We start from the raw sequence: 13,151 nt of genomic DNA, 5'->3' as shown, positions 1-13,151 counted from the left end.
GGCTCGATGGGGTGGAGTGGTTTCTTCGGGGCCCCTACGAAGGAAGATCCCGTCGTGGGAAAGACGGGTGGGGAGCCTTCGGCCCCACGACCACGGCGAGTTCAGGGATCTTCCTTCACCCCCGAAGAAACCACTCCACCCCATCGAGCACTGGGCGGGCGTCGGTGCGGTTGGCAGGAAGGCGGGTGTGCTGTTTCGCTCGCTTGAGGGCAGGGCAGGGCAGGGCAGGGCAGGGCAGGGCAGGGCAGGGCAGGGCAGGGCAGGGCAGGTGGTGTGCTCCGCCAACCTTCGAACATCTAGCGGCCTCCGGCACGACAACAGCCTCACCCCCGACGCCCGACCGCTTCCCGCGCCGATGCCAGTGGTTACTCCGATGCCTGTGGTCACTCCGGTGAGGCGTCGCTTGGGGGCCTGGCGGCCCCCTCGCGGCTTGAGGCGCTGTCCGGCCTTGGCCGTCCGTTGTCCGAAGCGATTCGCTGCCTGCCTAGGCCTGGCCGACAGGTCGACTTGCCGGGCGTGGGTCGGGTGTGGTGTGGCCGCGTGGCTGACCGGAGCCGTTGACTGCGTCGCCGTGTTGGCACTAGGCCGTGCCGTGCCGTGCCCTGGCCTGGCCTGGCCTGGTCGCCGTGCCGGGGCACGGCTGTCCTGCGCGGCGTGGACTCGGTGTGGTGGCGGCGGTCAGTCAAGTCGGGGGTGGGTCAAACCTTGGGCGGCAGCATGGGCATGAGGATGTAGCGCAGGTCCACCTCCCCTGGGTCCACCGCGGTCAGGACGGTTGCCCGCATGCCGGGTTGGATCGCGAGGCGGACTCGCGTGCCCGCGAAGGGGCGTAAGGCGTCGAGTAGGTAGCGGGACTGGAAGGACGGGCTGGTGCGGCCGCCGGTGATGGTGGCCTTGACCGGTTCCTCGGCTTCGCCTGCCTGGTGGTCGGTGGCGCGGAGGCGGAGTTCGGTGTCGCCCGCTTCCAGTTGGACCACGCCTCGGGGGTCGCTGTAGAGGGCTACCCGGCGGGTGGCGGCGGTGAGGGTGTCCGCGTCCGCCTCGATGTGGGTGTCGGCGTCGGAGAGGGCGAGTTTGGTCTCGCTGAGGAAGGAGCCGTCCAGGACCGCCGTGGTGACGACCGTGTCGGACCAGGCCAGGGCTAGGTGGTTCTCGGTGGCCTGGAGGGTGACGCGGTCGATGTGCGCGACCTGTTTGCCCACCTCGGCGAGGAGGGCGGCCGGGACCATCAGGTCGATCTCGGTGTCGGCCGACCAGGGGACGCTGGCGATGGCCATGCGGTAGCGGTCGGTCGCGCGGAGGACCAGGCGGTCGCCCTCGGAGCGCAGCCGGACGCCGGTGAAGATCGGCAGGGCCTCGTCCCTGGACGCGGTGGTGGCGACCGTGGCCAGGGCGGCGGCGAACTGGGAGCCGGAGACCGTGCTGCCGCCCACGGCGCTCTCGGGCGCGCCGGGGTGCAGGTCGACGTCGAGCAGGGGGAGGGCGAACCGGGCGCCGTCGGCGCGGATGGCGAGCCTGCTGCCCTCGACGACCAGCCGCACCTGGGGCTGCGTGAGCGCGCGCAGTGTCTCGGCCAGTGGTTTCGCGGGCACTAAGACCCGCCCCTCCGTGTGGACAAGCGCGCCGCGGGACACGCGGGCCGTGCGTTCGCGGTCATTTGCGCCCAGCACGACGCCGTGCGCGTCGGCGGTGAGCAGGACACCGCTGAGCACGGGGTCGATCAGCTTCCCCGGCACGAGCCGCACGAGGTCGGCGGCCGCGCTGGCGAGGTGTTGGGTGGTTGCGGTCAGGTCCATGCCTCGAAGTTACCGAGGGGCACCGACAGGCCTCGGAAGTTATCCACAGGGCTCAGACGAGGGCTGGCGACCGGCTCTCGATCGGATGGGCGGGCTCTCCCACGGTCCGCCGACGCGCGTAGACGACCGCGGCGAACACCAGGCCGACGGCCGCCGCCGCCAGGTAGGACGACCACACGCCGACGTGCTCCACCAGCTGCCCGCTTACCGACTGGCCGAAAGCCAGTCCGAGGGTGACCGAGGTGATCACCCAGCCGAACGCCTCGGTGGCCGTGTTCTGCGGCGCGACCAGTTCGATCGCCGCCGAGTGCGTGGTGGCCTGCGGGGTCACCAGGGTTCCGGCGACCAGCAGCGCCAGCGCCAGGCCCAGCAGCGAGGTCGGAATCGCGAGCAGCGCCAGCAGCAGCGAGAACCCGGCGAGCAGCACGGGCAGCCGCAGGCGCATCGCCCGGGGCCACGGCCGCACCCCGTAGAGCACGCCGAAGATCACCGAGCTGACCGACCAGAGGCCGAGCAGCAAACCGCCAGCGGGCGCGTTGCCCGCGGCGTTCGCCGCGGCCGGGACCGCGACCTCGATGAACCCGATGGTCACGCCGAAGCCCATGGCGGCCAGCGCGAGCGTGCGCATACCGGGGCTGCCCAGCGCGCCGAGCAGGCCCCGGCCCCTCGGTTCGTCGCCCGCTGGCCGGAACCGGCGGATGGTCGGGGTGAGCGCGAACCAGACGCCGCCGAAGATCATGCAGGACGCGCCGACGACCACTCCGGTGCCCGCCCAGGGCGCCGCGAGGAGCAGACCCGACACGGCGGGGCCGAGGATGAAGAAGACCTCCATGCTGATCGCCTCGTAGGCCAGCGCGGCGTCGCGCGTGGGTCCGGGTGGTGTCAGCCGGGTCCACATCGCCCGGGACGCGGAGCCGGTCATCGGTTCGGACAGTCCGATGCCGACACCGAGCGCGATCAGGACCGGTGTCGCCGCGCGGGACTCGATGGCCAGCACGCCCGAGGTGACGAGGACCGCGAAGACGGCGCTGGTGACCAACAGCGGCCGGGACGGCCCGATCCGGTCCATGATCCGGCCCTGGAGCACCGACCCGACGGCGACGCCGATCAGCGCGCCCGCCGAGACGAGCCCGGCGGTGGCGAAGGAGCCGGTGGCGCGCTGGACGTAGAGCAGCAGCGACAGCCCCACCATGGCGATCGGCATCCGGCCGATCAGGGCGGCCAGGACCGGGCCGCGCGCTCCGGGGGTGGTGAGGGCGGCCCGGTACTCGGCGAGGCCGGAGGAGTGGGACATGCGTACCAGTATGCCGGTTTTCGGTACGGCCGTACCACTAAATATCCGGTGGTTTCCGCCACCCGATCCGGTGGTATGTCTCAAGTGGATAACAGTCATGCCGTTACGCGTAGAACCCGCGCAACGAAACCGGGGCGAACGGAGTCTCTGAGGGTGAATACGGGCGAAAACCCTTGAGGTCTGGGTAGGAGTCCGTGCGATGGTTCTCTCAGCAACAAACACCGCGAGTTCCCTCCGGCAACGGGTCGGGGCCTGGTCCGGAGGGCGGGGAGCGTGGGCCGTCGGGGGATGGTTCGCGCACAGCGAGAGGTCGGTGCGCCGCGTCGGGGGCGGCGCCCGGCCTCTCGTCACGTCGACGCAAGAGGGGCCCGGTCACCAGGTGACCGGGCCCCTCTTGTCTCAAGATGTCTAACGGGCGCGTCGCGCGAGCCGCTCGGGGTCGAGGATCAGCACGCTCTTGCCCTCCAGGCGCAGCCAGCCGCGGTGCGCGAAGTCGGCCAAGGCCTTGTTCACGGTCTCACGGGAAGCGCCGACGTACTGGGCGATCTCTTCCTGCGTGAGGTCGTGGGTGACCCGCAGCAGGCCCGCCTCCTGGCTGCCGAACCGCTGGGCGAGCTGCAGCAGCGCCTTGGCCACGCGGCCGGGCACGTCGGTGAAGATCAGGTCGGCCAGCATTCCGTTGGTCCGGCGCAGCCTGCGGGCGATTACGCGCAGCAACTGCTCGGCGATCTCCGGGCGGGTCGCGATCCACTGCCGCAGCGCGGGCCGGTCCATCGTCACCGCGCGCACCTCGGTGACCGTGGTCGCCGTCGACGTGCGCGGGCCGGGGTCGAAGATCGACAGCTCGCCGAACATGTCGGACGGGCCGAAGATCCCCAACAGGTTCTCGCGGCCGTCCGGGGACTTGCGGCCGAGCTTCACCTTGCCGGACTGGATGATGTAGAGCCGATCGCCGGGCTCGCCCTCGGCGAAGATCACGTGTCCCCGGGGGAACTCCACTGCCTCGAGCGTCTGTGCTAGCGCTTCCGCAGCGGCCGGCTCGACCCCTTGGAAGATGCCCGCACGGGCCAGGGTCTCATCCACCTCGGTCCTCCTGTTTCAACCCGGCGGTCGCGAAGGCTGCGTCGCCGATCACAATATGCAGTGTAGGGCGTGTGCCCGGACAGTCCGGGGGCGGCTCGCCCTCAGTCCGTTGTGGACCTCCGACGCGCCAATCACCGCCCTAGCCGCATGACCTTAGCCTAGTCAGCCTAGTCGCGCCCCCGGCGACCTCGTAGTTTCGCCGCGCGCCCGCCGAGCCTGCGCAGCCGGAACAGCTCCAGCGCGCGGCCGATGCCGTGGCCGTAGAGCGCACGGACCTCGTCGGGGCGGGCCGACTCCAGGAACTCCTCGACGTCGGTCTCCTGGACCGCGACGTGGCGCAACCTGGCTTCGACGCGTTCCATGAACAGCGCGAAGAACATGATCACTACGGGTACCGCGAACACGAACCAGACAGCCATGGTGTCGTCGATCCTCGCTCGTTCTCACTCCGTGCCGGGACCCGCCCGCGGTCTCGGCTGTCGACATCGGCCTGGTAGACGTCTAGGGCACATTTCGGGTTGTTCGACGGCCCGTAGGCTAGCGATGTGCCTCCCACCACCCGACGCCCGCCCCGGGCAGCAGCCGCCGCGGACGGCGAGTCCGCGCTCTCGGTGACCAGGAGGGTGCGGCGGATGACGCGCGCGCTGGCGGAGGGCTATCCCGACGCCCATTGCGAGCTGGACTTCACCACGCCGCTGGAACTGGCCGTGGCGACTATCTTGTCCGCGCAGTGCACGGATAAGAGGGTCAACGAGACCACCCCCGCGCTGTTCGCCCGCTACCGCACAGCCGCCGACTATGCGAGCGCGGACAGAGTCGAGCTGGAAGAACTGATCAGGCCTACCGGGTTCTACCGGAACAAGACCACCTCTCTTATCGGCCTGGGTGCGGCGCTGGTGGAGAAGCACGGCGGCGAGGTGCCGAAAACCCTCGTCGAACTCGTGGCGCTGCCGGGCATTGGCCGCAAGACGGCCAACGTGATCCTCGGCAACGCCTTCGGTGTGCCCGGGATCACGGTCGACACGCACTTCGGGCGGCTGGTCCGGCGCTGGCGGTGGACCGAGGAAGAGGACCCGGTCAAGGTCGAGCACGCCGTCGGCGCGCTGGTCCCGCGCAAGGACTGGACCATGCTGTCGCACTGGGTGATCTTCCACGGCCGCCGCGTGTGCCACGCGCGCAAACCGGCGTGCGGGGCGTGCCTGCTCTACCGCGACTGCCCGTCGTTCGGCATCGGCCCGACCGAGCCGGAGCAGGCCGCGAAGCTGGTCAAGGGCGCCGAGGCCGACCACCTGATCGCCCTCGCCGAGCGCACCCGCGACGGCTACCGCCCGGGGAAGTCGACCGGGTGACCGCACGGGCGAGGTGGGTGCTGGTCGCGGTGGTCCTGCTGGTCGCCGGGGTGGTGGCGGTGTGGCCGAGGGGCGCCGATCCGGGGCCGGTGGCCGCGCCGCCCGAGCCCGACCTCACCGCCGCGCGGGTGGCGGCCGCGCTTGAGCCGTGTCCGGTGGGCGCGGGCGGGCCTACCGCGCTGCGGGAAGCGCGGGCCGAGTGCCTGGCTGACGGTTCGCGGGTAGTCGTGAGCAACGTCTTGGGTGGGCGGGCCGTCTTGGTGAATGTGTGGGCTACCTGGTGTCCGCCCTGCCGGGACGAGTTGCCGCTGCTTGCCGAGTACGCGGCAAGCCCAGACGCGGTGGACGTGGTCGGGGTGGCGATCAAGAGTCCGCCGAAGGACGTGCTGGACCTCTTGCACACCCTCGATGTGCGCTTCCCGAACCTGCTGGACCGCGACGGGTCGGTCGAACGGGGACTCAAGGTGCCCGACGCGCTGCCAGCGTCCTACCTGGTCGCCGCGGACGGCACGGTCACCTTCATCGGCCAGCCCCGGGTTTTCCGCGGCGTGGACGACATTCGCGAGGCCGTGAGCCGCTACCTCGGAGGAGCCCGGTGAGTGAGCTTGCGAGCGAATCCGTGACACCGGGAGGCCATCGAACCGCTGAGGTGGCGCGATGATCACGCATGGACCGCTGGTCGACCTGGATGAGTTGCCGGACTGGCTGCGCCCGCTGGTCGCGGCCACCGCCGACCTGGACGAGAACCTGTGGCGCCGGTTCGCCGCCCCCGGGCCCGACGCGCGCGACGCCGCGGTGCTGATGCTGCTCGGCGAGGACCCCGCGCACGGCCCTGACCTGCTGTTCCAGCTGCGCGCGGACACCGGCGGCAAGCACTCCGGGCAGGTCGCCTTCCCCGGTGGCGCGGCAGAGCCGGGCGACGACGGCCCGGTGGCCACGGCGCTGCGCGAGGCGGTCGAGGAGACCGGGCTCGACCCGGCCGGGGTGCGCCCGGTGGCGCTGCTGCCGAAGCTGCACGTCCCGGTGTCCCGGTTCGACGTGGCTCCGGTGCTGGCGCACTGGGTGTCGCCGAGTCCGGTGCGAGCCGTCGACCCCGCCGAGACGCAGGCCGTCGCCCGGGTGCCGCTGGCCGACCTGGCCGACCCGGCTAACCGGTTTCAGGTAAGGCACCCGTCGGGGTATGTCGGGCCCGCGTTCGCCGCTCCGGGCATGGTGATCTGGGGTTTCACCGCAGGCCTGCTGACCATGCTGCTCGCCGTCGGCGGGTGGGAGCGGGAGTGGGATTCCGCCGATGTGCGCGACCTTGACGTAGCGTGGCGCACCATCGGTCCCCGAAGCGCGGAGGTCTAGGGCGTGAACTGGGTGGACGTGCTTGTCGTCGCGCTCGCCGTGCTGGCGGCGGTCTCGGGCGCGAGACAAGGCGTGATCACCGCGTTGCCCGCCTTCATCGGGGTGCTGATCGGCGCGATCGCCGGGATCAAGGTCGCGCCGCTCGTGGTCGAGCGGATCGAGTCCACGCCGACCAGGGTGGCCTTCGCGGTCGCGATCTTCGTCCTGCTGGTCGCGTTGGGCGAGACGTTCGGTGTGTGGGTCGGGAGGACCATCCGGCAGAAGATCTCCTCGCCCAAGTTCGTCGGGGTCGACAGCGCGTTGGGCGCTGTCGTGCAGGGCGCTGTCGTGTTTGTCGTGTCCTGGCTTATCGGGGTGCCGTTGACCACGGTCGGCGGGCTTCCCGGGCTGGCGTCGGCGATCAACGACTCGGCTGTCCTGGGCGGGGTCAACGAGGTCATGCCGCAGGCGGCGCGCGGCCTGCCCAACGAGCTGCGGCAGCTGCTGGACGTCTCCGGCTTCCCAGCCGCGGTCGACCCGTTCAACCGGACGCCGAACAAGGAGGTCGAGCCGCCGGACCCGGCGCTGCAGGCCAGCGATGTGGTCCAGCGGATCCGGCCGAGCGTGCTCAAGATCAACGCCAGGGCGCCGTCGTGCGAGCGGGCGCTGGAGGGCAGCGGGTTCGTGATCGCGCCGCAGCGGGTGATGACCAACGCGCACGTGGTCGCGGGCACCGACGAGGTGACCGTGGAATCCGCCGGGCGAACCCTGCGCGCCCGGGTCGTGCACTACGACCCCCAGACGGACGTGGCGATCCTGACCGTTCCCGGTCTGGCCGCGCAGCCGCTGCCGTTCGCGCCCGGCGACGCCACCAGCGGCCAGGACGGCATCGTGCTCGGCTACCCGTTGGACGGCCCGTACACGGCCTCACCCGCGCGCGTGCGCGACCGCATCCCGTTGCGCGGTCCGGACATCTATGACTCGGCCACGGTCAACCGCGATGTCTTCACTTTGCGTGCCAAAGTGCTCAGCGGTAACTCCGGCGGTCCGCTGGTGAACACGCGCGGCGAGGTCATCGGCGTCGTCTTCGGTGCCGCTGTCGACAACTCGGAAACCGGGTTCGCGCTCACCGCGGCCGAGATCCGCCCCGAGGTGGGGCAGGCGCCGTCGATGGTGCAGCCGGTCGGCACGGGCCGCTGCGCGAGCTGACCGCTACCCCTTGACGAACCCGGTGAGCAGTTCGCTCGTCGCGGTGGGCGCTTCCTCGTGCGGGAAGTGCCCGATGCCCGCCAGTTCGTGCTTCTCGGTCCGCCCGCCGATCCACGGACCGGAGGCGTCGCGGGTGCGGGCCAGCACGCACGGGTCGGCGGCGCCGTAGACCTGGAGCACGGGGACGTCGACGGTGCGGGCCAGCGCCTCGCTGAACCGGCGGCCCTCGCCGCGCAACTGCGAGCGCATCGCCCACCGGTAGTACTCCAGCGAGCAGTGCGCGGTGCCCTGGACGAGCACGGCGTCGCGGTAGCGCTCGGCGGCCTCGGCGAACTCCCGGGAACGCGGCCACTGCTCGCCCGACCAGCCGCGCAGCAGGGTCTCGACGGTGGCCCCGCCGTCGCGGGTGAGCCAGCGCTCCGGGGCCATGGGGACCTGGGCGCGGAAGAGGTGGCCCAGCGCGCGGGCCTGGTTGTGCGGTCGGCTGCGCAGAGCCGTGCGGCGGATCTGGCCGCGCAGGGCCAGTGGGTGCGGCGCGGACAGCGCGCTTACCGAGCGCACGACACGCGGGTGCATGGCGGCTACCGTCCAGCCGAGAAGCCCGCCCCAGCCGTGGCCCACGAGATGCGCTTTGCTCTCGCCGAGAGACTTGACCAGACCCGCTATGTCGCCCGCGAGGGTCCAGCCGTCGTAACCGCGCGGCGGTTTGTCCGAGTCGCCGTAACCGCGCAGGTCTACCGCGACCGCGCGGAACCCGGCGTCGCCAAGCGCGGTCAGTTGGTGCCGCCAGGTCCACCAGAACTCGGCGAACCCGTGCAGCAGCAGCACCAGCGGGCCCTCGCCGGTCTCGGCGACGTGCAGGCGGATGCCGTTCGCGTACACGTCCCGGTGCGCCCACGGCCCATCGATGCGGACGCTCGAGGGATCCGGGCGGGCGAACACGGCGCTGCTTGCCCGCGTCAGGGCTTGCGTTCGCCGCGTTGGGTCAGCGCGGCGGCGGTGTCCTTGACCGAGTTGATCGTGCGTTCCGGCGCGCGGATAGTGCGGACCTTGCGCCAGCCCAGCAGCGCGAACAGGGTCGCGAACAGCAGCATGGCGATGAAGACCGCGCCGAACGCGACCGAGCGCAGCAAACCGAAGTCGGCCAGCATCTCGGCGAGCGCGAAGAACAGGAAGAACGAGCTGTAAAGCAGGACGACCAGGGCGACGATGAAGAAGACGCTGCCCTTGACGCCCTTCTTGATCTCTCTGGTGACCTCGGACTTGGCCAGCTCGACCTCTGCCCTGACCAAGGTCGACAGGTGGGTCGTGGCGTCCTTGACCAGGGTCCCGATGGACTGGTCACCGACCGCCGCGAGGGCGCGGTCGTCAGCCAGGGGGATCGAGGGGACTTGTGGCAGCCCCGAACCGTCTGCGTTTCCGTGCGCGCTGGTCACCTGCGACATCGTGCCATGCTCGACTCCCGGTGGCCGTCCGGGCTGGTCACTCCGCGTTTCTTGTCTCACCTGCTCAGTCGTCCTGGTGCGCCTTGCTCCGCTTGATCAGCAGAGCGGCGGCGAGCAGCGACGCGACGGCCGAGGCGACCAGGACGGCGGCCTTGGCCAGTTCGGCGTTCTCCCCGTCCAGGGAAAGATCGGCGATCAAGAGGCTGACGGTGAAGCCGACGCCGCCCAGCATCGAGACCGCGAAGAGGTCGCGTTTGCCCAAGTCCGGTGGCATGACGGCGAGTTTGAGCTTCACGGCGAGCAGGGAAACGCCGGTGATGCCGATGAGCTTGCCGACGACCAAGCCGATGATCACCGCCAGCGCCATCCGGTCGTGCGTCAGCTTGCTCAGCGTCTCGGCGTTCACCGGGACGCCTGCCGCGAACAGCGCGAACATCGGCACGGCGAGTCCGGCCGACCACGGCTGGAGCCGGTGCTCCAGGCGCAGGCAGGGCGATTCCTTCTCGAACGGGTCCCGCTTGACCCGGGTGAGCAGGCCCAGCGCGACGCCCGCCACGGTCGCGTGCACGCCCGAGGAGTGCACGGCGACCCACACCGCCACCGCGAGCGGCACGTACAGCCAGGTCGAGGTGACCCGCTTTTTCTGCAGGTACCAGTAGAGCGCCATGAGCAGCAGCGCGACGCCGAACGCGATCAGGTCGAACGTGCTGGTGAACAGGACCGCGATGATCAGGATCGCGCCGAGGTCGTCGACGACCGCGAGGCTGAGCAGGAACACTCGCGCGCTGTTAGGCATACCGGAGCCCGTCAGCGCCAAGACGCCCAGCGCGAACGCGATGTCGGTAGCGACCGGGACCGCCCACACATCGCCTGCGCGCGGGTCTCCCCAGGCGACTGACAGCGCGATCACCGCGGGCACGACCATGCCGCCGAGCGCGGCGATCGCGGGCAGCACCGCCGCCTTGACGTTGGAGAGTTCGCCGATGACCAGTTCGCGCTTGAGTTCGAGGCCCGCGACGAAGAAGAACAGCGCGAGCAGGCCGTCCTTGGCCCAGTCGCCGACGCTGAGGTTCAGGTGCAGCAGGTGCGGGCCGATCTCGGTGTCGCGCACCGCCTGGTAGATCCCGCCTGCCGGGGAGTTGGCCCAGAGCAGCGCGACAGCCGTCGCGGCGAGCAGGATCAGGCCACCCACCGTCTCGGTGCGCAGGAAGCGGGCGAACTCCGCGACAGCCTTGGGCGTGTGGGTGTTGCGGCGGCGGCGGTGTGACAAAGGTTACTCCCGAGTAAGCGGACAGTTCGGCCTTGTTGCCGACCAGGCTTCCCGGCGCACCTTTACGGGACTCTAACGCACGATCGTCAGCCGACGGTGACGCCGAACAGGACTCCGACGTAATAAGTGATGACCATCGCAAGAGTTCCTACCAGCACGTTCCTCGCTATCGCCCGTCCGGCGGGCGCGTCGCCGAGCCGCGCGCTGACCGCTCCGGTCAGGACCAGGCCGACGACCACCGCGACGATGCACGTCCACACGCGGGCGCCGACCGGGGGCAGGGCGATCGCGATCAGCGGGATGAGCGCGCCCACCGCGAACGACAGGAACGACGCCCACGCCGCCTGCCACGGGCTGGTCAGGTTCTCCGGGTCGATCTGCAACTCGGCATCGGCGTGGGCGAGCAGCGCGTTCTTCTCGGTGAGCTCGCGGGCCACCTGGGCGGCGAGTTCGGGGGACAGGCCCTTGTCCTCGTAGATCCCGGCGAGTTCGCGCTCTTCGGCGTCGGGCATCTCGGCGAGTTCGCGTTCCTCCTTGCGCAGCGCGGCCCGCTCGGTGTCGCGCTGGGTGCTGACCGAGACGTACTCGCCACCCGCCATCGACAGCGCGCCCGCGACCAGGCCTGCCACCCCGGCCGCCAGGACGGCCGTGCGGTCGGTCGTGGCGCCCGCGACGCCCACGACGAGGCCCGCGGTCGAGATGATGCCGTCGTTGGCGCCCAGCACGCCCGCGCGCAGCCAGTTGAGCCTGCCGGACAGGTCGCCGTGGTGCGGTTCGTTCCGGTGCGCGCCCGGGATCTCGCTTTCGGTGGACACCCGGGCATTCTCCGCCGCTTCGGGGAGCCCGACCACTTTCGCCCGGCGACCGTGGCCGAAGATGTGTCCAGTGAAGTCAGGTAGCACTGAGAACCTCGGTAAACCGATGAGCACTTGGCGGGCCGTCTCGCTGATGTTCCGGGTGCCTCGGCGTGGCCGCGGTTTCTGGTTCAGTCTGGCCATCGACGTGCTCTGGCCGCTGCTGGCGATCTTCACCCGGCTGCGTTTCCGGGGCGGGGAGAAGCTGCCCAAGAGCGGCGGAGTGCTGCTCGCGTCCAACCACTTGTCTTACGCCGACCCGGTGACGGTCACCGCGTTCGCGCTGGCGGCCGGGCGAATCCCGCGCTACCTGGCGAAGGCAGACCTGTGGCGCGTACCGGTCGTCGGGAAGGTGCTCGCGGGCGGCGGACACATCCCGGTCGAGCGCGGCACGGCGCAGGCCCGACACGCTTACCGCGGCGCCGTTGACGCTGTCCGCCGCGGAGAGTGCGTGATCTTCTTCCCCGAGGCGGGCTTTTCCGACGACGCGGACAACTGGCCCTCCGCGCGGGTCAAGAACGGCGTCGCCCGGGTCGCGCTGGAGACCGGCGCGCCGGTGATCCCGGTCGTCAACTGGGGCACGCACGCGGTCCTGCCCGCCACCGCGAAGTTCCCGCGCGTGTTTCCCCGCCGGACGGTGAACATCGTTACCGGCGACCCGGTAGACCTGTCCGACCTCACGTCCACCGACCGCCAGAGCCTGGACGAGGCGACCAAACGCGTCATGCGCGCCATCACCGAACTGCTGGCTGACCTGCGTGGCGAGCGCCCGCCCAGCCGCTGAGCCGGGGCCCGCAAGGCTCGCCAGCGGGCCCCGGAGGCTCAGTCCTCGCTGGGGGCGTTCTTCAGCCCGTTGGTGATGAGGTCCATGACGGTGGTGTCGGCGAGGGTGGTGGTGTCGCCGATTTCGCGGTTTTCTGCGACGTCGCGGAGGAGTCGGCGCATGATTTTGCCGCTGCGGGTTTTGGGGAGTTCGTTGACGATGAGGATTTGGCGGGGTTTGGCGATGGGTCCGATTTGGGTGGCGACGTGTTCGCGGAGGGTGGTGATGGTGTCGGGGGTGGGGGTGGCGGTGGCGCGGAGGATGACGAAGGCGACGATGCCTTGGCCGGTGGTGGGGTCGGTGGCGCCGACGACGGCGGCTTCGGCGATGGTGGGGTGGGAGACGAGGGCGGATTCGACTTCGGTGGTGGAGATGCGGTGTCCGGAGATGTTCATGACGTCGTCGACGCGGCCGAGTAGCCAGATGTCGCCGTCGTGGTCGTATTTGGCGCCGTCGCCTGCGAAGTAGTAGCCGTGGTTGGTGTATTTGGTCCAGTAGGTGTTCTGGTAGCGGTCGGGGTCGCCCCAGATTCCGCGGAGCATGGCGGGCCAGGGTTTGTCGAGGACGAGGTAGCCGCCGGAGCCGTGGGGGACGGGGTTGCCTTGTTCGTCGACGACGAGGGCGCTGATCCCGGGCAGGGGTTTCTGGGCTGATCCGGGTTTGGTGGGGGTGACGCCGGGGAGGGGGCTGATCATGATG

At 70.6% G+C, this 13,151-nt stretch carries 14 protein-coding genes; 5 read left to right on the top strand and 9 right to left on the bottom strand.

What is annotated here, in order from left to right:
• Positions 1-698 precede the first annotated feature (698 nt).
• From dnaN to BLS56_RS27605, 4 genes are all read right to left on the bottom strand, one after another.
• Complete coding sequence (gene dnaN / locus BLS56_RS27620) at positions 699-1,796, bottom strand: DNA polymerase III subunit beta (RefSeq protein ID WP_091456793.1); 1,098 nt, start codon at positions 1,794-1,796, stop codon at positions 699-701.
• 52 nt (positions 1,797-1,848) lie between these two features.
• Positions 1,849-3,090 (bottom strand): MFS transporter, encoded by a 1,242-nt coding sequence (locus BLS56_RS27615; RefSeq protein ID WP_091456790.1) that lies wholly within the window; start codon positions 3,088-3,090, stop codon positions 1,849-1,851.
• Positions 3,091-3,498: 408 nt separating this feature from the next.
• Positions 3,499-4,173, bottom strand: a complete 675-nt coding sequence (locus tag BLS56_RS27610; RefSeq protein ID WP_018683904.1) for a Crp/Fnr family transcriptional regulator — start codon at positions 4,171-4,173, stop codon at positions 3,499-3,501.
• Positions 4,174-4,340: 167 nt separating this feature from the next.
• Entirely contained in the window at positions 4,341-4,592 is a 252-nt protein-coding gene (locus BLS56_RS27605; protein WP_091456787.1) for a hypothetical protein, read from the bottom strand.
• 213 nt (positions 4,593-4,805) lie between these two features.
• Here BLS56_RS27605 and nth point away from each other — a divergent pair, with 213 nt between their 5' ends.
• From nth to BLS56_RS27585, 4 genes are read left to right on the top strand one after another with little or no spacing between them, the layout of a single operon-like run.
• Positions 4,806-5,522 carry an endonuclease III gene (gene nth / locus BLS56_RS27600; RefSeq protein ID WP_091456784.1) on the top strand — a complete coding sequence of 239 codons (717 nt, stop codon included), beginning with the start codon at positions 4,806-4,808 and terminating at the stop codon, positions 5,520-5,522.
• The gene (locus tag BLS56_RS27595) at positions 5,519-6,121 is read left to right on the top strand and encodes a TlpA family protein disulfide reductase (RefSeq protein ID WP_091456782.1); all 603 of its coding nucleotides are present in this window, start codon (positions 5,519-5,521) and stop codon (positions 6,119-6,121) included. The genes nth and BLS56_RS27595 overlap by 4 nt, the downstream gene beginning before the upstream one ends.
• 58 nt (positions 6,122-6,179) lie before the next feature.
• Positions 6,180-6,872: an NUDIX hydrolase gene (locus BLS56_RS27590; protein ID WP_091456780.1), complete on the top strand. Its 693-nt coding sequence runs from the start codon at positions 6,180-6,182 to the stop codon at positions 6,870-6,872.
• 3 nt (positions 6,873-6,875) lie between these two features.
• Complete coding sequence (locus BLS56_RS27585) at positions 6,876-8,060, top strand: MarP family serine protease (RefSeq protein ID WP_091456777.1); 1,185 nt, start codon at positions 6,876-6,878, stop codon at positions 8,058-8,060.
• Positions 8,061-8,063: 3 nt separating this feature from the next.
• Here the strand turns inward: BLS56_RS27585 and BLS56_RS27580 are convergent, their stop codons facing one another.
• The 4 genes from BLS56_RS27580 to BLS56_RS27565 all read right to left on the bottom strand — a co-directional run bounded on the left by BLS56_RS27580 (position 8,064) and on the right by BLS56_RS27565 (position 11,590).
• Positions 8,064-9,002 (bottom strand): alpha/beta fold hydrolase, encoded by a 939-nt coding sequence (locus BLS56_RS27580; protein WP_228771987.1) that lies wholly within the window; start codon positions 9,000-9,002, stop codon positions 8,064-8,066.
• Between the two features lie 17 nt (positions 9,003-9,019).
• Entirely contained in the window at positions 9,020-9,505 is a 486-nt protein-coding gene (locus tag BLS56_RS27575; RefSeq protein ID WP_091456774.1) for a phage holin family protein, read from the bottom strand.
• A 64-nt stretch (positions 9,506-9,569) separates the two neighbouring features.
• Positions 9,570-10,775 carry a Na+/H+ antiporter NhaA gene (gene nhaA, locus BLS56_RS27570; protein ID WP_091456772.1) on the bottom strand — a complete coding sequence of 402 codons (1,206 nt, stop codon included), beginning with the start codon at positions 10,773-10,775 and terminating at the stop codon, positions 9,570-9,572.
• A gap of 86 nt (positions 10,776-10,861) precedes the next feature.
• Entirely contained in the window at positions 10,862-11,590 is a 729-nt protein-coding gene (locus BLS56_RS27565) for a VIT1/CCC1 transporter family protein (RefSeq protein WP_091456769.1), read from the bottom strand.
• A 106-nt stretch (positions 11,591-11,696) separates the two neighbouring features.
• On the opposite strand from BLS56_RS27565, the gene BLS56_RS27560 reads away from it, so the two are divergent.
• Positions 11,697-12,413 (top strand): lysophospholipid acyltransferase family protein, encoded by a 717-nt coding sequence (locus BLS56_RS27560; RefSeq protein WP_091456767.1) that lies wholly within the window; start codon positions 11,697-11,699, stop codon positions 12,411-12,413.
• 38 nt (positions 12,414-12,451) lie between these two features.
• Here the strand turns inward: BLS56_RS27560 and BLS56_RS27555 are convergent.
• Positions 12,452-13,151 (bottom strand): AMP-binding enzyme (locus tag BLS56_RS27555; RefSeq protein WP_139191028.1); only part of this gene is annotated, 700 nt, incomplete at its 5' end.

It is taken from the genome of Actinokineospora iranica, assembly GCF_900101685.1.
Lineage (GTDB): Bacteria > Actinomycetota > Actinomycetes > Mycobacteriales > Pseudonocardiaceae > Actinokineospora > Actinokineospora iranica.
The sequence above is the reverse complement of the archived record's forward strand: the minus strand, read 5'-3'. Positions and strand labels throughout refer to the sequence as shown.

Coding starts and splice junctions, on each gene's coding strand:
- BLS56_RS27605 (WP_091456787.1), bottom strand. CDS start 4,592: ATGGCTGTCTGGTTCGTGTTCGCGGTACCCGTAGTGATCATGTTCTTC.
- BLS56_RS27575 (WP_091456774.1), bottom strand. CDS start 9,505: ATGTCGCAGGTGACCAGCGCGCACGGAAACGCAGACGGTTCGGGGCTG.
- dnaN (WP_091456793.1), bottom strand. CDS start 1,796: ATGGACCTGACCGCAACCACCCAACACCTCGCCAGCGCGGCCGCCGAC.
- BLS56_RS27560 (WP_091456767.1), top strand. CDS start 11,697: ATGAGCACTTGGCGGGCCGTCTCGCTGATGTTCCGGGTGCCTCGGCGT.
- BLS56_RS27615 (WP_091456790.1), bottom strand. CDS start 3,090: ATGTCCCACTCCTCCGGCCTCGCCGAGTACCGGGCCGCCCTCACCACC.
- nth (WP_091456784.1), top strand. CDS start 4,806: ATGACGCGCGCGCTGGCGGAGGGCTATCCCGACGCCCATTGCGAGCTG.
- BLS56_RS27590 (WP_091456780.1), top strand. CDS start 6,180: ATGATCACGCATGGACCGCTGGTCGACCTGGATGAGTTGCCGGACTGG.